Origin of the sequence: Pleomorphovibrio marinus, from assembly GCF_003347495.1 — a bacterium.
In the GTDB taxonomy this organism is placed as follows: domain Bacteria; phylum Bacteroidota; class Bacteroidia; order Cytophagales; family Cyclobacteriaceae; genus Pleomorphovibrio; species Pleomorphovibrio marinus.
Window position 1 is genome coordinate 450,748 of record NZ_QCXY01000001.1, and the last position, 18,575, is coordinate 469,322.

Annotated in this window: 12 protein-coding genes; 6 read left to right on the plus strand and 6 right to left on the minus strand. The window is 43.7% G+C overall.

What is annotated here, in order from left to right; all coding sequences use genetic code 11:
- The first annotated feature begins 78 nt into the window (after positions 1 to 78).
- From DB520_RS01945 to DB520_RS01965, 5 genes are all read left to right on the plus strand, one after another.
- Positions 79 to 1,851 carry a purple acid phosphatase family protein gene (locus tag DB520_RS01945; RefSeq protein WP_114747977.1) on the plus strand — a complete coding sequence of 591 codons (1,773 nt, stop codon included), beginning with the start codon at positions 79 to 81 and terminating at the stop codon, positions 1,849 to 1,851.
- Between the two features lie 133 nt (positions 1,852 to 1,984).
- Positions 1,985 to 6,268: a DNA polymerase III subunit alpha gene (gene dnaE / locus DB520_RS01950; protein WP_114747978.1), complete on the plus strand. Its 4,284-nt coding sequence runs from the start codon at positions 1,985 to 1,987 to the stop codon at positions 6,266 to 6,268.
- Positions 6,269 to 6,357: 89 nt separating this feature from the next.
- Positions 6,358 to 6,678 carry a thioredoxin gene (gene trxA, locus DB520_RS01955; protein ID WP_114747979.1) on the plus strand — a complete coding sequence of 107 codons (321 nt, stop codon included), beginning with the start codon at positions 6,358 to 6,360 and terminating at the stop codon, positions 6,676 to 6,678.
- 186 nt (positions 6,679 to 6,864) lie between these two features.
- Complete coding sequence (locus DB520_RS01960) at positions 6,865 to 9,960, plus strand: efflux RND transporter permease subunit (RefSeq protein ID WP_114747980.1); 3,096 nt, start codon at positions 6,865 to 6,867, stop codon at positions 9,958 to 9,960.
- A gap of 182 nt (positions 9,961 to 10,142) precedes the next feature.
- Entirely contained in the window at positions 10,143 to 11,258 is a 1,116-nt protein-coding gene (locus tag DB520_RS01965; RefSeq protein WP_157971901.1) for a hypothetical protein, read from the plus strand.
- On the opposite strand, the gene DB520_RS01970 is transcribed toward DB520_RS01965, so the two are convergent.
- The 6 genes from DB520_RS01970 to DB520_RS01990 form a co-directional block, all read right to left on the minus strand.
- On the minus strand, positions 11,255 to 11,917 hold the full coding sequence (locus DB520_RS01970) for a hypothetical protein (protein WP_114747982.1): 663 nt from the start codon (positions 11,915 to 11,917) through the stop codon (positions 11,255 to 11,257). The genes DB520_RS01965 and DB520_RS01970 overlap by 4 nt on opposite strands.
- Positions 11,918 to 12,037: 120 nt before the next feature.
- The gene (locus tag DB520_RS26945) at positions 12,038 to 12,208 is read right to left on the minus strand and encodes a hypothetical protein (RefSeq protein ID WP_198675217.1); all 171 of its coding nucleotides are present in this window, start codon (positions 12,206 to 12,208) and stop codon (positions 12,038 to 12,040) included.
- Positions 12,209 to 12,213: 5 nt separating this feature from the next.
- Entirely contained in the window at positions 12,214 to 13,626 is a 1,413-nt protein-coding gene (locus tag DB520_RS01975; protein ID WP_114747983.1) for a purine-cytosine permease family protein, read from the minus strand.
- 63 nt (positions 13,627 to 13,689) lie between these two features.
- Positions 13,690 to 14,739, minus strand: coding sequence for a GntR family transcriptional regulator (locus DB520_RS01980; protein ID WP_114747984.1), 1,050 nt, complete (start codon positions 14,737 to 14,739; stop codon positions 13,690 to 13,692).
- A 145-nt stretch (positions 14,740 to 14,884) separates the two neighbouring features.
- Positions 14,885 to 17,638: a glycosyl hydrolase gene (locus tag DB520_RS01985; protein ID WP_114747985.1), complete on the minus strand. Its 2,754-nt coding sequence runs from the start codon at positions 17,636 to 17,638 to the stop codon at positions 14,885 to 14,887.
- 19 nt (positions 17,639 to 17,657) lie between these two features.
- Positions 17,658 to 17,948 carry an L-rhamnose mutarotase gene (locus DB520_RS01990; protein ID WP_317047726.1) on the minus strand — a complete coding sequence of 97 codons (291 nt, stop codon included), beginning with the start codon at positions 17,946 to 17,948 and terminating at the stop codon, positions 17,658 to 17,660.
- A gap of 166 nt (positions 17,949 to 18,114) precedes the next feature.
- Here DB520_RS01990 and DB520_RS01995 point away from each other — a divergent pair, with 166 nt between their 5' ends.
- The gene (locus DB520_RS01995) at positions 18,115 to 18,567 is read left to right on the plus strand and encodes a DinB family protein (RefSeq protein WP_114747987.1); all 453 of its coding nucleotides are present in this window, start codon (positions 18,115 to 18,117) and stop codon (positions 18,565 to 18,567) included.
- Positions 18,568 to 18,575: the final 8 nt, after the last annotated feature.

An 18,575-nucleotide genomic window follows, 5' to 3' on the forward strand; every position in this document is an offset into this window, starting at 1 on the left:
TCAAAAAATAGTTTTAGTGCAATTTTAACACTTATTGTTCAATAAACGCTAAATTCAGAATACTACTATATTTACAATATGAACAAACTCTCTCTTATCTTTTTGGCAAATTTGATTTGGGCATGCAACCCACAGCCCAACAACCTGAAGCAACTCCCCACCCTGTCTGAAACCATGGATGGCATTGTGACCAGGCTCTATGAAAACTTCGATAAACACAGCTTGGACACCATCAGCCATTCCTTTATCCTGAACTACATATCCCAGGAAGAAAAGGAAGCGCTAGCCCACCAATACTGGATATTTGACGTCAATATACCCGTCACCGTCTCCGTAATTAGGGACAAAGACCAAGAGGTGATTCCTTTTTGGCTGGAAGAAAGAGGCTTTACCCTGACCGATATGGAAGTGAAAAACCGACATTCCACCTATGAAGTTTGGCAAAAAGAGTTTAATGAGGGTCGCATACACCTTGGCATAAATGGATTTGATAAGCACCGACCCGTATATTTGGTGGCTGTGGCTCCCCAGGATCCCGACGCCAACCTGGAAATAGCTCCTGTATTTCCAGAGCAACAGCACTTCGAGCCACTTCAAGAAGGTGCCTTTACCTACCATGACTGGGATGAACTCACCCTTGAGGCAGTTCCGGAGGCACTTAGGGGGCAGCAACTGATGACTACCATTAGAGGTAGGGCCCGGGAGGCACATGTAATAGGTGCATTCAGAAACACCAAATATCCGTCTTCAAGTCGCCCTGATCAACTCCTGCTTACCTGGAGTGATGATCCAAGTACCACTATGGATATTCAATGGAGAACGCATGCAGACATTAAGGAAAGCAAGGTCAAATACTGGCTAAAAAGCACCGATGACACCTTGTCATTGGCGGGGACGCCAAATTTACTGGAGGACAGGATGCTCCAAAATGACAGATATATCCACCGATATACTGCGAAAATAGAAGACCTCCAACCCAACAGCACTTATGGGTACTTGGTTGAAACAGAAGAAGGTTCCAGGAGCCCGGTGGCGAGTTTTACTACAGCCCCTTCGGAAAAAAGCCCCTTTTCCTTTATTTGGTTTGGAGACGTACACAATACCGATCAGTGGGGAGATCTCATCGACTTGGCAAATCAACAACATCAGGACCATGCCTTTCACATCATTGCTGGAGACTTGGTAAACACGGGCTTGCATCGTGATGACTGGGATCAATTGTTTGCCTATGGAGGATCATCCTTTGCCCAGAAACCATTACTAGCTGTGCCCGGGAATCATGACAGCCAGGATGGCCTAGGAGCATGGATGTATGAAGAAATGCTGAGTTTCCCGGAAAATGGCCCAGAAGAGCTTCCAAAAGGCCGAACTTTTTCATTTACCTACCAGAACGCCTTGTTCCTAATGGTTGACGGAACACTCAACCTCCAAAAACAAACAGACTGGCTTGTTTCCACCTTAGAAAAAAGTGAAGAGGATTGGAAAATCCTGACCATACATTTTCCACCATTCAATGCAGTAGAACCTTATGACAGCATTATTGACGAGTGGGCACCCTTGTTTGAAAAGTACCAAGTGGACTTTGTGCTCAGTGGACACTACCACTATTATATGAGGTCTAAACCCATGTTGGGCAGAGAAGTGTCAGATGATCCTACCAAAGGCACCTATTACATGATTTCCATTGGAACTCGGGGAAAAAACGAGGATGCTCCCAAGGAATATTATGCGGAGGTGCAGTTCCCTGCCTCTTTTCTCTATCAAAAGGTGGATATAGACAGCAAAACCCTGAGCTTTAAAACCTTCAACTTGGAAGGAAAAGTGGTTGACACTTTTACCTTGACCAAGTAAAATACCTTGTGGGAATCTATCCATAGTTTTGATTCCCACAGTGTTATTTTTTTTTCTCCAATACCCAATAGGTTCCTTGGCTTTAGCCAAAGATTAGCAGTATTTTAGAAGTCCCAAACCAGAAAACGGACACATGTACATTATTTTTGATACGGAAACCACAGGGCTACCCAGGGATTACAATGCCCCTGTTAGTGATTTGGACAATTGGCCCAGGCTGGTGCAGTTAGCCTGGCAACTTCACGACAACAAAGGAAATCTTCTTTCCCAAGCAAACCTTATCGTGAGGCCGGAAGGTTTTGATATCCCCTATAATGCGGAAAAGATTCATGGGATTTCAACTGCAAGGGCCAAAAAAGAGGGCCAAGCCCTTCAGGATGTCCTGGAAGCCTTCGAGCAGGACTTCAAAAAGGCTAAACATTTGGTGGGCCATAATGTGGAGTTTGACATAAAGGTGATGGGTGCGGAGTTCCTTCGAAAGGAATTCCTAAACGATTTTCTAAAAAAACCCACCCTAGACACTAAGGATCTTTCTACCGAGTTTTGTGCGATCCCGGGAGGAAAAGGAGGCAAATTCAAATGGCCCACCCTCACCGAACTGCATAAAAAGCTTTTTAGGGAAGGGTTTTCCGATGCCCATGATGCCGCCTACGATGTACATGCCACTGCACGTTGCTTTTTTGGCCTGATCACGCACAAAGTGATCTCTCCGGAAAAAGGGGTAAGCCTTGAAGAGGTAGTGTACCAAGCCCCAAAGCTAGACACTGCAAATTTTGAGAAAGCGGAGGATGACAATACATCCGCTGCTAAAGACGTCCTTCACGCGGCTGGACAAGCGGATATTTCTGATTTGAAGGATGTACCATTTGCCCATCTTCACGTTCACACCCAATATTCCATCTTGCAGGCCACTTCAGAAATCCCTGCCCTCATACGGCTGGTCAAAGAACTAAAGATGCCTGCAGTAGCAATGACTGACCATGGCAACATGATGGGAGCATTTAATTTTGTGAAGGAAGCACTGGCTCATGACATCAAACCCATTGTGGGCTGTGAGTTCAACATTTGCAGGGACAGGAAAAACAAGAGTAACAAGGACGATGGCTTTCAGGCGGTATTATTGGCCAAAAATAAAGCCGGGTACCATAATTTGGCAAAGCTGGCCTCCTATGCCAATATCGAGGGCTTCTATTACCTGCCCAGAATCGACAAAGAGCTTTTGGTCGAACATAAAGGGGACATAATCACCTCTACAGGGGGGCTTTGGGGAGAAATTCCCTACCTCATTTTGAATGTGGGTGAGGCGCAAGCTGAAGAAGCCTTCGTTTGGTGGAAGGAGCAATTTGGAGAGGATTTTTATATAGAACTTAACCGCCACGGTATCCCAGAGGAAGAAAAGGTAAATGAAACGCTACTCCGGTTTGCAGAGAAATACGACGTAAAATATTTTGCCGCCAACAACACGTATTATAATGCTAAGGCAGATGCCAATGCACACGACATCCTGCTATGTGTAAAAGATGGTGAACTGGTGGAGAAGCCAAAAAAGTACATAGGCAGAAGGGGGCGCGAATACAGGTATGGCTTCCCCAATGAGGAATTCTACCTAAAGTCTCAGGAAGAAATGAAAAAGCTTTTTGCCGACCTTCCTGAGGCCATTACCTGCACGCATGAGATCGTTGAAAAGGTGGAACCCTATAAGTTGGCAAGGGAGGTTTTACTTCCCAAATTCACCATTCCAGAAGAATTTATTGACCCCGCTGACGAGGAAGACGGAGGTAAAAGAGGGGAGAATGCCTATTTGAGGCATCTTAGCTATGAAGGGGCAAAAAAACGATATGCTGAAATCACTCCTGAAATCAAGGAAAGGCTGGATTTTGAGCTGGAAACCATAGAGCGTACCGGGTATCCGGGGTATTTTTTGATCGTTCAGGATTTTACCCGTGCAGCCAGGGAAATGGGAGTATCCGTGGGTCCGGGAAGAGGGTCTGCGGCAGGATCAGCCGTGGCGTATTGTGTGGGAATCACCAATGTGGACCCCATAGCTTTTGATCTCCTGTTTGAGAGATTCCTAAATCCAGACCGGGTTTCTTTACCCGATATTGACATCGATTTTGATGATGAAGGAAGACAACGGGTTATCGATTATGTAATCCAAAAATACGGTGTCAACCAGGTGGCACAAATTATCACCTATGGCACCATGGCTGCAAAATCCGCTATCAGGGACACGGCAAGGGTTCTGAACCTACCACTGGCAGAGGCTGATAAACTCGCCAAATTGGTACCGGACATCAAACTGAAAAATTTGTTTGAGCTCTCAAAAGACATGGCCAAGCTGTCCGACAAACTGAAAAACAATTCGGAAAACATTCAGAAAGCGCAGGAGCTAATTCGGATTTCCAAGGGGCAGGACGACAGTTCCAAGACCATCAACCAAGCAAAAGTCCTAGAGGGCTCTGTTCGTAACACCGGAATTCATGCCTGCGGGGTAATCATCACCCCCGACGATATCACCAACTTTGTGCCTGTGGCACTAGCTAAGGATTCTGAGATGGTATGTACCCAGTTTGACAACTCGGTGGTGGAAGCCGCAGGTTTGTTGAAAATGGATTTCCTGGGCCTTAAAACCCTAACCCTCATTAAAGATGCCATTAAGATCATAAAGGAAAGGTTTGGAAAAACCCTGGATTCAGAAAAATTCCCCATTGATGATCAAAAAACCTATGAACTTTTCCAAAGAGGAGAGACGATAGGCATCTTTCAGTATGAATCCCCCGGTATGCAGAAATACATGAGGGAGTTGAAGCCTACCGTTTTTGCTGATCTCATTGCCATGAACGCCCTCTATAGACCGGGGCCATTGGAGTATATCCCTAGTTTTATCCGAAGAAAACATGGTCAGGAGCCTATATCTTATGACCTAGAGGACATGAAGGAGTACCTGGAAGAGACCTATGGTATTACCGTTTACCAAGAACAGGTCATGTTGCTTTCCCAAAAACTGGCAGGTTTTACCAAGGGTGAGGCAGATGTTCTCAGAAAGGCCATGGGGAAGAAGCAGAAGGATGTGCTGGATAAAATGAAGCCAAAGTTTGTAGAACAAGCAGCATCCAAGGGCCATGATGCCAAAAAACTGGAGAAAATATGGAAGGACTGGGAGGCCTTTGCCTCCTACGCCTTTAACAAATCCCACTCTACCTGCTATGCCTGGATCGCCTACCAAACGGCCTACTTAAAGGCTCACTATCCTGCCGAATACATGGCATCAGTGCTAAGCAATAACATGAATGACATCACCCAGGTCACTTTCTTCATGGAAGAGTGCAAACGAATGGGTATCCCTGTCCTTGGCCCGGATGTCAACGAATCCAAAAGTGGGTTTACAGTGAATGCGGAAGGCCAGATCAGGTTTGGACTGGCTGCGATAAAAGGTGCAGGGGGGGCTGCGGTTCAGTCTATTATAGAAGAGCGGGAAAAAAATGGGCACTACAAGTCTATATTTGATTTCGTGAAAAGGGTGAACTTAAGGGCCGTAAACAAGAAAACCATGGAGGTGCTCGCCATGGCAGGTGGGTTTGATTGTTTTTCGGAACACCACCGGAGGCAGTATCTTGAGGCGCCGGAAGGAGATGTTCCTCTGTTAGAAAAAGCCGTGAAATATGCGCAAAGGTTACTACAGGAGGAGGCCAGTTCCCAGGTTTCCTTGTTTGGCGGAAGCGGAGGGATGGAAATACCCATGCCTACCGTCGCAAAAATGGAACCTTTCAGCCAATTACAACAACTCAACATTGAAAAAGAAGTGGTGGGCCTTTATATCTCCGGCCATCCATTGGACCAGTTCAGGGTAGAAATAGAGTCCTTCACCAATGCCTCCTTGCCTGAAATTGGGGATATAGAAAAATTCAGGAGCAAGGGAGAAATAAAAGTTGCAGGGGTGGTAACTTCATATGCCCATAGAACCACCAAAACCGGAAAGCCGTTTGGGACGCTGACAATGGAAGATTACCTTGGGGCACATACTTTTTTCTTGTTTGGGGATGATTACGTGAAATTCAAGGAATTTTTTATGCCTGGATGGTTTTTGTATATTGTTGGGGGAGCAAGACCACGCTTCAACGGGCCTGATCTGGAATTCAAAATCAACCAGATACTCCTGTTAAGTGAAGTGAGGGGTAAAATGATAAAAGGATTGAGGATAAACATCTTGCTGGATGACCTCACATTGGACTTAATGGAAAAGCTGGAGAAAATTACCGATGTCTATAAGGGAGATGCCAAATTATATATCAACATCATTGATGAAAGGGAAAACATCACCTTGGACCTAATGTCCAAAAAATACCATGTAGATCCATCCAATGACATGGTTCAGGCCTTGGGAAAAATCCCAGAAATCGCCTACAAAATCATCTAAGGAAAAAAATAGGGGAATTACCGGAACTAATTGGGTGTTCCTTCGCTTTACAAATATATTTCAATTGGAATTCGTAAAATATATATAAAATGGCAAAAGCAGTAGAAATTAACGACTCTAACTTTGAGGAAATATTAAATGGCGAGCAGCCGGTTCTGGTGGATTTTTGGGCAGAATGGTGTGGTCCTTGTAAAATGATAGGGCCAATTGTGGAAGAACTGGCCGGAGATTACGAAGGAAAAGCCGTTATAGGTAAACTAGACGTGGACGCCAACCCTGGGGTTACTGGAAAATTTGGTGTGAGAAGCATCCCCACACTTTTGATTTTCAAAAATGGTGAGGTTGTGGATAAACAAGTTGGTGCAGTTCCAAAGTCTGTATTGATCCAGAAATTGGAAGCCCAAATTTAATCCCGCCCAAATATTTATTCGCTTTAAAAAATCAAGCCTTCATTTCGAAGGCTTTTTTTATTCTCCTTTCCCAAAGAAAATCAGGGGATTATTGAAAATATTTGATATTATTTATTTAGTTTTAGGAGGCATTACCATTCATTTGTCCGAAGTTACCGCCAGCCGATAACCTGATAAAGAAATTTTATGACTCCATTCCGAATCGTCATCGCATTTTTTGTGGTTACCATCATTGGTTTCGCCCTGGTTCCCAAACTTTCTGTGGATCTCAACCCAAGGGAAAGGGAGCCAGTATTAAGCATCTCCTTTACGGTAAGAAACAGTTCCCCTGAATTGGTGGAAAAATTGGCGACCTCACCCCTTGAGGGTGTGTTTTCGCAATTGGCGGAATTGAAACAAGTGAAATCCGTGTCCAATTATAACCAAGGTCAGATTCAGTTGCGCTTTGATAAGCACACGGATATGGAATACAAAAAGTTTGAGGTGGCCTCACTCATAAGACAGGTCTATCCCTCTATGGACCGGAAAGTAAGTTATCCTCAAGTATCCCAATCCATCCAATCCAACGCCAGCGAAAAATCGGCCCTTCTGATATTCAGTGTCAACGGCCCCTACGCCTCTTTCGAGATCCAAAAGGTAACCGAAGACGTGTTAAAATCCACGCTAAATAAAATTGAAGAAATCGAGGACATCACGGTGATGGGCGCTAACCCTTTACAGCTATATATCACCTATGACATCAAAAGACTTCAAGCCCTAAAGCTTTCCAGGTCTAGTTTGGTGGCCAAACTTCAATCTTCGTACGGCACCGAATTCCCCGGATTGGCTTCTAATGCTTCCGGCCAGGCCATGTTCCTAAAAGTGAACCGTTCCCTTAACAACCTGGATGAATTGGGAAATCTTCATTTGGGAAGTATGGAAGGGAAAGACATCTACTTGAAGGACGTCGCCTCGATTACCCTAGAGGAGGCGGAACCAAGCCAATTTTACCGGATCAATGGTAACAACTCCGTTTTCTTATCCGTCTTTAGCAGGGATAACGTCAACAAAGTACTGCTTTCCCAAAAAGTAAGGGCATCTATAGAAAACATAAAACATCTACTTCCCCAAGGATACGATGTGCGGCTGGAAAGGGATGAAAGTGAATATTTGGAAAAAGAACTTCACAAAATCTATCAAAGGTCGGGGCTTTCCATACTTATCCTGATCGTATTCATCTTTCTGATTAACCGCAACCTTAAGTACCTTAGTACCCTATTTTTGGGGATCATCGTCAACATTAGCCTGACCGCAATTATTTTATATTTGCTGCAAGTGGATATCCACCTTTACTCCTTGGCTGGGCTGACCATTTCCTTTGGCCTAATTGTGGATAATGCGATCATCATGATCGACCACTTGCACAAACATAAAAACAGAAAGGTATTTCTGGCACTTCTGGCAGCATCTATTACCACCATCGCAGCTTTGTTAATGGTATTCCTTCTTCCAGAGGAAGACAGAAAGAATTTGGGGGAGTTTTCGGTAGTGGTTGCGGTGATGTTGGGAGTATCCTTGCTCGTGGCACTTTTGTTTACTCCTGCTCTGTACCAATTACTATTTAAAGACGTGGCCTCAAGGGGAAGAAGACTTACAATTCGCCAACTGAGAAAACGCGTAAATGCCTTTAACACCTACAGGAATACATTATCATTTTCCGCAAGGTTCAGGAAGACTTTTATTGTTCTATTGGTGTTATTATTTGGGCTTCCGGTTTTCTATTTGCCTTCTAAATGGGAGGGACAAAACTGGTACAATGAAAGTATAGGCAGCAACCTGTATCAAGAAGAAATAAGACCTTGGGTTGATAAAGCCCTTGGGGGTTCCATGCGTATGTTTGTGAGGGGAGTCTTCGAAAAGTCAAGCTACAGAGAACCCGAACGAACCAAGCTATTTGTCAATGCCAGTCTTCCATTCGGAAATACGCTGGAACAGATGAACTATATCATCCAAGAATTTGAAACCTATCTAAGAGGGGTTGAGGGAATAGACAAGTTTGTCACCAATATTAATTCGGGTCAACAAGCCAGGATCGAGATCACTTTTAAGGAGGCTTACGAAAAATCTGCCCTTCCATACCAGTTAAAGGGAAAATTGGCCATGAAATCCACGGATTGGAGTGGAGTAAGATGGAATATCTATGGGGTTGGCCAAGGGTTTTTTACAGGGCCAGGTGGGGAGGGTATCCCCTCCTTTAGAGTCGAGCTAAGGGGATATAACTTCGATGAACTTGAACGACAGTCAGAAATACTTTCGGATAAATTATTGACCCACAGAAGGATACAGGAGGTAAACACAAACGAACGGCTCTCCTACAATGAGCGAAAAACAGAAGAATATGTACTTCGGTTTGATCAAGGGAGATTGGCATTGGGAGGGATAAACCAATACAAAATAATCCAGGCACTTGATGATATTGCTAAGCCCGCTGGAGCTTCAGCCAGCCTGGAGGTAGAGGGGAAAAGAATCCCAGTAGTGGTTAGGGAGAAAAAATCCCCGCAATTTTCCAAATTTGACCTAGAAAGCAGTAGCCTAATCGGTAGTGATGAGGAGATTTTTAAGGTGGCTAGTTTTGGCCAATTGAAAAAAGAAACCACTACTAATGCCCTGCACAAAGAAGACCGGCAATATATTCGATTGGTTTCTTTTGAGTACATGGGGTCTGCGAAATTTGGAGGAGAATATCTTGATGAAGTGCTGGAGGATCTTAAAAGTACGCTTCCACTAGGTTACAGTGCCAGCAAGCAAACCTACACCTGGAATTACAACCAAGCCAAACGGCAATATAGCCTTCTTTTGGTGCTAATCGTAGGGATTTTCTTTATCTGTTCCATACTCTTTGAGAACTTCAAACAGCCCCTATATATCATTTTTATAATTCCAATTTCATTTATAGGGCTCTTTTTGATTTTTAGTTTGTTTGACTTTTACTTTGACCAGGGGGGATATGCGGCCTTCGTAATGCTCGGAGGACTAGCAGTAAATGCAGCTATCTTTATCGTCAACGATCTCAATAACAGGTCACAGGGACCTTACAACCGAAGAGTGATAAAAGCAGTGGCCGGAAAAGCAACCCCAATTTTGCTTACCATACTATCCACTTGTTTCGGGCTTATTCCCTTTATTATGGGGGGTCAAAATGAGATCTTCTGGTTTTCATTGGCCATTGGCACTATTGGGGGGTTAATATTTAGTATGGTGGGGGTTTTTCTGGCATTACCTGTGTTCCTGTGGAAAAAGTAGTCCTCCAAATAGTATGAAGCATTCAAATTTTTTGTTCGAAATTCATGTAATATTGTGACTCTTTATTCATATCCTACATGATTATTCTACACAAACATCTTTCCCCAACTTTCAGAAGTCTTTGGCTCCAAGCCTGTATTTTATGGATGATGGTTTTCGGATCATGCTCTCCTGATAAACCTATGGAAGATGAAGGCCCATATAAAAAAATAAAGGTAACCTTATTGGACTCATTGGTGGTGGACATCCTAGCCCCCTTGGTGATCGATGACCAATCATCGGAGGAGGGGCCTTTTCTAATGCGTGGCACTAAAAGTAGGATTCCCTACCTCGTATCACAGCAAGGCGAAGTGATCAAGTCTTTTGACATTTTGGACGAAGGACCAGACGGAGTAGGGGCTAGCGGAGCTTTTGGGTACATGTTTTTGGGAGAAGACAAATTTGTGGCCCAAGGGTTATTCAATGGGTACCATATTTATAATTTGGTGGGAAAAAAAGAAAAGTTGTTGCCTCCAAACCAGGCAGGTTTGTTTGGCATGTCTGTCTTTACCTACAGAACCACCTTTACCCCTTACTACAGGAATGACAAAGGTTTTATACTGGGCGAGGAACCCAACCTATATGATAGAAATGGCCTTGACCCCAAAGAAATGGGTGTGAACTATTATCAACACGCCAAAACGATTTTCAATTACGATATTAAGGAGGTGGAGTCCGTGGCCCTGGAAAGCTACCCGGAGGAATGGCAACCTATACAAGAGGACAGGTATGTGGGAACCGGCAGAGTGCTGTCAGCCTATAACACTGACAAACAGGAACTGGCACTGCTCCCGGCATTGGGGCATCAGCTCTTTATCTATGATTTTTCCGGGGAGGTCCCCCTATTAAAACACGTTGTGAAGCTTTCGCACAAGAACAGACCAGAAAAAATCCCCGACTATGAATTTGACCGGGACCAAAGCTATTCCGATTACCCCTCCCTTACCGAGTTGCGATATGTGGGGGAAAAGTTGTTGGTGGGTTTCTATACTATGGTGCCTAAGGACGTTATGAGGCAACTGCGAAGTCAATCTGAGGATTTCCGCAATTCACAAACCTATAGGGAAGCAGAAAAAAAATTCATAAGGCAGCACTTTATGGTGGTGGAGGGGGATAAACAAATAGGAGTAATAGATGAGTTCCAGGTTCCCGGCACCTTGGATTTCGTGGATCAGAAGGGGAGAATATACCTCAATGACAACGTACAACCCTCACGAGAAAGAGACTACAATGTGTTTTACAGGTTGAAAATTGATTAATCCCCTTTTAATTCATCTTCCTCATCCCAGGCCAAAAAGACCATTCTGTACTCACCACTTGGCAGGTATCTGGGTTTTGAATTCATATAAATATAGAGTCTATTTGAAGATATCTCGTACCTATAGGCATTTTGGAGTGCTTGCAAATAATTTACTTCGTATTCTATCGCGGCAAAAGAGGTTGCACTCCCAATCTGTTCCCGCATCTCGGAATCTATAGTAAACCGGATTTCATGAGAGGATTCATCGAAACTATAACATGCCAAATACTGGTAGGCATGGGTCCTTGTCCCAAATTCGCTTTTATCTTCTTCGCAGGACTTCCCTTCTACCTCAGTGAGACGCAAAAAAAGTGGAAAATAGTAATCTTCAAGGTTGTTTTCATAGCCACCATTGTAAATAATAGCGTGTGCTAATTTAGACATGGGAGTTCTATAATCCAGTTCTCCAGTCTCCAAATTCTGAAAATTCACAAATTCCCAATCACGTACCAAAGGTTCATCCGCCCCATCATAGGTAAGGTCAAAATCCTCAAGAGGGTTAGGAGCCCTCTCCACTTCCTCCTCTTCCAGATCACCATTTTCTTGCGGTAAATACTCCTGGTCATAGCCACAGCCAATGAAAACAACTAAAAGTAAAATAAGCCTAGTCCACTTCATGGAAAGATGGTTTAACTACACTAGTTAATACGGAAACTTTTCAATATCGTTTCCCCGTATCTTCAGGTTAAAACCTACCATGACCAAATCTTTTACTAAGGCAATACAGGGGCCATTCAGCTAAATTGACTTGTTCATCCAGAAGGGGGATGTGACAAACCACAGAACCGTCCCCAGGGCCATAAGCTGCTTGCAGAGGGTTGCGCTAATGACTTCCTGAAACAGGAACACGCTTGGCAAAAGCGTAAGGGCCAAGCCTAGAAAGGACACTATTTTTATCAACTGCTTCATTTATTTCACGCTAAGGTTTTTTGGGTTACAACAGGTTTTTGGTTGATTTTGCTGGCGGCTATATATACCAGCACAGCAATAAACCAACCGGGCAATCCCAGAAAGAATATCTCGATGCCAGCAAACATGTTCAACGCCACACAAAGTACCAAGGTAATTCCCCAAGTAAGCGCAACGGACCAGTTTAACGATTCTCCTGAGAATTGGGCATAATTCGGTTTTAGACCTAATTTTTCCAACACATACACATCAATGAATATGACCGCCCCCACTGGCATCAAAATCAATCCATACAATGCCACAAATTCCAACAACATCATTACAAGCGCCGGAAAACAAGCTGCAACCGTGGTAAATAATCCCACAAACAAGGTTACTTTCCAAGTTTTCCATTTGGGATTAATAGACTGTATCGCCAGCCCTGCCCGGTACAGTGTGGGATTGGCTGTGGTCCAGCCGGCAATCACCACACAAATGGCTCCTGTCACTCCCACCACATTATAAGCTATTGGGCCTGGCGCAAAGGTGAGGCTCCCTTGGGATTCGATAAGAAAAAGAGAAAAAAGAATGCCTGAAGCAATCCATGCGATAAAGTGTCCCAAAAACACACCAGTGGCAGAGGAAAACCCATATTCCCATTTTTTGGCATACCTGAGGATAGACAAATCCGCCATGCCTATATGCATGGCCATATTACAAAACCAAGCAAAAAACAGGATATGCCAAAAGGTAAATTTACTCTGCCCCTCCAAGGGCTGCCCCGTCCAGATGGTTTGGTTGGCCACCTCCCAAAACTGACCAAACTCCGTGACCCCCAAACGGGGTAGGGCCGCAATTCCTGCTGCTATAAATACCATGATCATCCAGGGGGCTGCCACATTGGCGAACTTGGAAACTTTCTCAAATCCAAACATGGCAATCACCGTGGTAATGGCACCGACCACGAATACGGTTAACACCCAACCCAGATTATTTGGATAAACATCTGTGAGCTGAGGCATGGTCATATCGAAGGAAATTCCCACGGCGGTGGCCGAAACGGCGATCATGGCTCCTGCCAGAAAACAAAACAGCCCTGCATTGACCAAGTTGTACAAGGTAGTGAATCTGTGTCCAGCGATTTGCTCAAGGAGGTAGTACAAGGTCACCCGGGTCTTTACTGCAATTTTACCGGTAAAGAAAGCCCAGCTAAGCACTGCCAGGATATTTCCTATTATCAACCCACTTACCAGGTCCCCTGCACTGGCACCATGTGCCACAAACAAGGGTCCAATTACAAATTCGGTTCCTGCTGTATGTTCGCCGGCATAAGTGCCTAAGAAACTTTTCCAACCTTTATACTTATTTGGAGGGATGGGTTCCTGCTCATACTCATTTACCGCATCCAGCTTCTGTACCCAGGCCTTTTTATTCCACATATGAATTTCATAATGCCCTTTTGGGCAAGTTAGTTTGTGTTTTGGTTTAACAAGTATATTCCGCTAGACTGAACCTCTGTTAATAAACTTGAAAATGTTTTTAACAGATTCCATTTTTTGTTTTTTGAGCATATAAGCTGCGGACTCACCCATTAGTTGAAAGTCTGTGGAAATTACTGTAATTCCCAGCAGCTCTTTTAGTGGGGTATCATTGTAGGAGATAATTCCTATATCTTTACCCATAGTGAAGCTTTGCTCCCTTACCTGTTTAATCAGGTTTACCAAGTCATTTTCCTCTATTACTATATAGGCATCTTTAGGCCTTAGCTCCATCTCCGAATACACGGTATCCAGAATTTCGTGGTCAAAGTCAAAGTCATTACAAAATTTCCTAAAGCCGTAAGTGATCTCCTTGGGATAGGGATAAACAATATTTGTGGGATAGACCAGTATAATCTTTTCATAATTTTGGAGTTCAAATATCCCCTCACATAGCGCGTGATAAATATCATGTTTGAAATCCTGATAAATGGATGGCACCCGATCTCCCAATTCTGGCACATAATTGTCCAAGATCAAAAGTTTTCCCGAAGGAATCCCTTTAAGGGCTTTCAATACCTCAGTATCCAAGTTGTAGTGTGATTTATGCTCATCTTTGAAATGAGGCATAATGACAAAGTGATCATAAGCCAAGGCATGTTCATCCAAGATGTTCAACAACAACTTGGGGTCGCAATGATATACCTGAAGGTCCACCTGTGCGTTTGTTCCCATACAGTCTAGGAAGGAATTGTATATTTTTAGCTTATAGTTGCTGAGTTTGTTGATGATAAAGAGGACATTGATTTTGGATTGGCTTACATTTTTAGCTACGTAATACCCTTTACCCTTTACCGACAAGATAATTTTCCTACTCTTCAGGTGTGAATAGGCTTTTTCAACTGTATCTCTTGACAGGTAATGCTCTTCGCTGATCTCATTGATGGAGGGAATCTTGTCCCCCACCATAAGCTGTTTATTTTCAATGTCCTCAATTATGGAATTGATAATTTGCTGGTATTTCGGGATTCGGGATTCCTCATCCAACCTAATCAAAGATTTTATTTGTTGCATGATGGGTTTATTTAGGTCGCCAATTGATGCAATGAAAAGGAGGATAAGCCAAATAACCTAAGCCTACTTTCGCCTTTGCACAATGAAAGGTTTAAATTAAGTAATAAATGCTTATGTTTTCTATCATTGCGTATTTTTAACATTACTATTTTTTTCTTTGAAAGGAAAGTAACTTTACCGGCCCCAATAAGCCTGAGGGCATCAATTCCCACTCAGTGGCATCAAAGGGTTCATAATCAATATTGACAAAGTTGATTTCGTGATAATTTCTCCAAACTTCACCTTTCCTATCCATGTGCCTGATCCTATTGGCCATCAAATTAGCCACTTCCACCTTCAAGTGGTTTTCGCCTTCCTTGACAAAATCCCCCACTTCCAGCCTAAATGGCAAGCCGTAAGCGTATCCCACTTCCTGCTCGTTTATCCACACCCTTGCGCTTTCACGAACTACCCCCAAATCCAGATACAGGACTTCATTTTTAACCCTATCCACCGTGAAGCTGGTTTCATAGGTTCCCAAACCGGAAAACGCGTCCAAGTCCTCATTTAAAGTCCAGGTCACAAGCTCGTTCATTTTTATTGGGGAGGGTTTCGAGGGGCCTCCGTCAAATCTAACCATCCAAGGCCCCTGAATCTCCAAAACATCTGGCCTTCCCTCATAATAGTCCCAATCCTGCAACCCTTCCATATGCTCCTCGAGAACTTGAATAACACGGGTCTCACCCGATGGAATTTGGACCAACACTTCATCCTGCTTGTTCCTAATGGCTCTTCCCAAGGCTCCTTGCTGCGGATCCATGATAAGATATTCGTTCCCCTCTTTAGACAATGCAATCCATCTTTCTATAGGGTCGGCAGTATGGTTGACCAAATAATAAAATGCCCGCTTTCCGGAGACCCTTTTTACAAATTGAAGTCCCGTATCGGCAAGGGTTTCCCTCTGTATACCTGAGGTATGGAGCAGGGAAAGAATATCCTCCCCTAAATAGACTTTACCTTTCCCAACCTCAGCAATTTGGCCTTTAAACGACAGGGTTCCCCAAAGCTCCTCCAACCTTACCCTGCGATTTTCGTGATCCAAATAACCTGGAATATCTTTAGGTTGGGTTTGAAATATCACCGTAGCTCCGCTTGCAGCCAGCTCAAAAAGTCTTTCTATTGTACTTAAGGGTATTCTTTTGAGGGTTGGAACTACAAGAACCTTTGCAATGGCCCCTCCCTCTAACTGAATGTCATTATTGGAAACCTCCACGTTTTGTAGGAATGCATCGGAAATAAAATCTACCCCATAACCTGATTGTATGAGTTTATTGGACTCTTGGTAAAAGGCAGTAGGATGAAGCCACTCGTCGATGTTATGCACAGTAATCATTTTAGAAAGACCCTTATCATCGTGCCAAATATCATATACCGGCCAGTACATCAATACCTCGTGCTCGGGCTGGCCAGCTTGCAAAACGGATTGGCATCGTGCTATGTATTCGTTGAAACCTTTGAAATGTGGCCAAAGACTATTATGGGTATTGAGGTTCAGTGAGGCATAGAATAGCCATCCCGGAAACTCAATATCTTTGGGTGAATAAGTAATACCATGGTAAAACATATGGTTTACCCCTCCCAAAAACGCTTGCTCCAGCTCTGGTTTTGCCTGAGAAAAAGAAGATTTAAAATGTTCCCCTAGCCAAGTAAAGGTTTCGGAGGATACCAACTTCTTACCAGTGAGATGGGCAGCCGAAGCAGCAAACTTAAGCATGATGGGATCTGGATCCACGTTCCGTATGTCTGCACTATCCCTGCGCAAACCAGGAATGGGAAAATAGCTGGACCCGAAGGTTTCCCCTTCAGGGATATCCACTGTGGCATAAAGGTCCAACAGATTTCCAGGTGAACCATGTGCCTGATTTTTGGTTTTTTTGCCCTGATCATGTGCCCAATTGGTCCACTGCTTGGTAAAATTATCCAGTAGCATTTCGTGGATGGTTTCCCTATAATCTGATTTGATACGGGCGTTTATATCTTCTCCTTCCCCCAGCAGCTCGGGAAGGTACTCCCTTAAATCATACCCTCTTTTGGTTTCGAAATACTCAAAGAATTCTCGGGTGAAATCAGCACCATACACCTCAAAGCTGTCATTGTAAAAAGCCCTGAAATTAGGAAAACCATCCTCAAAAGCATCGTCAAAATGACGGAGGTAGGAAGAAACAGCTTCTTCAGAAAAATGGTCCAAGGTAAACCCCTGCCCACCAGGTGCTGCCCTTTTTACCTGTTGCCCTGTCTGAGCCATATACAAAGCTATCACTTTTGCCTCCCCCTCATGTTCCCAGTTTACCTTGCCATCCTCACTCACCTTATCTGTCAACTCTACAGGGTCTGAACCTATGGGGAAACCCATTACGCATATGAGTTCATTTCGAAATCTTTTAGCCCTATTAGCCTCTAAGCTGATGCTTAAACTTGGTGACCAATCATATTCTTGATGAATCAGACGTTGAGCCGCGGACTCAGGATTCACCATTGGCCCACCAAAGGGCCATCCTGTTCCCTGGGTCAGGTCTATCCCCATCCCGTATTTCTCTGCCTCCACTACGGTGTGAGAAAGCATTTCTTTCCATGCGGGAGAAAGGTATTCAATAAATTTATCCTCATGACCCTTGGCTCCGTAAATGGGAGCAATTTCTAGCCCCCCAATTCCTGCCTCATGGTAGGATAGCAACAAGGCACTAAGGTTCTCCTTATCTACAGCACTCCCCATCCACCACCATCTGCTCCATGGCTTGGCTGTTTGGCTGATCTCCGGCCAGACACCAGGTGCTATCTCGGAGGGGGGTTCGGGAGTTTTACAACTTAAGAAAAGTGTCCAAAAAATAATTATTCCGATTGAAAGACCACGTTGCTTCATGCACAACCAGTTTGGGACGTTAAAGGGTGAATACATTTTCAAGTTGTTTTACAACAGGTGAATGATCCACATGGGTTTCCATCAAATCCTGCATGTGCGCCCACCACTTTTTCATTATGGGGTGCTCAGGAAGTTGCTTGACTTGGTTGTTTTCCCCAAGTCGCTGAAAAGCAAACAAAACGCCGGTGTCTTTGTCTAAAAAAATATGGTATTCCTCTATTCCACTCTCCTTTAACAGGGAAGAAAGTTCCGGCCAGATTTTATTGTGCCTGTCCTCATAAACATCCTCTTTACCAGGTAATAGCTTCATAGTAAAAGCGACGACATTTTTCATGCTCCTCTTTCTAATTATTGGTGTACCATGTTCATCAAAATGTTAAAATAACACCTTACAGCAAAAAAACTATCCTGTACTTTCAGGTGTTTTAGATTAATGTGATTCAAGACGGAAATAGCTCGTATCTTTAATAGAAAAAATGGATACAGCCTATTTTTCGGAAATTTTCCAATACAATGAGTTTGTAAACGAAAAGTGGATAAATGCCATTCAAGATGCCGAAGCACCTGCCCCCAGAGTATTTGAATTGATGAACCATATTTTGAACGCCCATGCAATTTGGAATAGCCGGATAGCTGGCAAAACTCCTAAAGTAGAGGTATGGGGAATCAGGAAGCAGAACCTCCATTCCCAATTTAACCATGAAAACCATCTTACAACCCTACTTTTAATGGAGGGAATTGATCTGGGTTCCAGTATTGACTACAAGAATTCCAAAGGGGTTAGGTTCTCAAATACTTATAGGGACATTTTATTTCACCTTATCAACCATTCCACCTACCATAGGGGACAGATAGCAATCTTCTTTAGAAATTCTGGCTTGGAGCCCGTAAACAGTGATTATGTGTTTTGGAAAAGAAGTAAAAAATAAATTAGCCC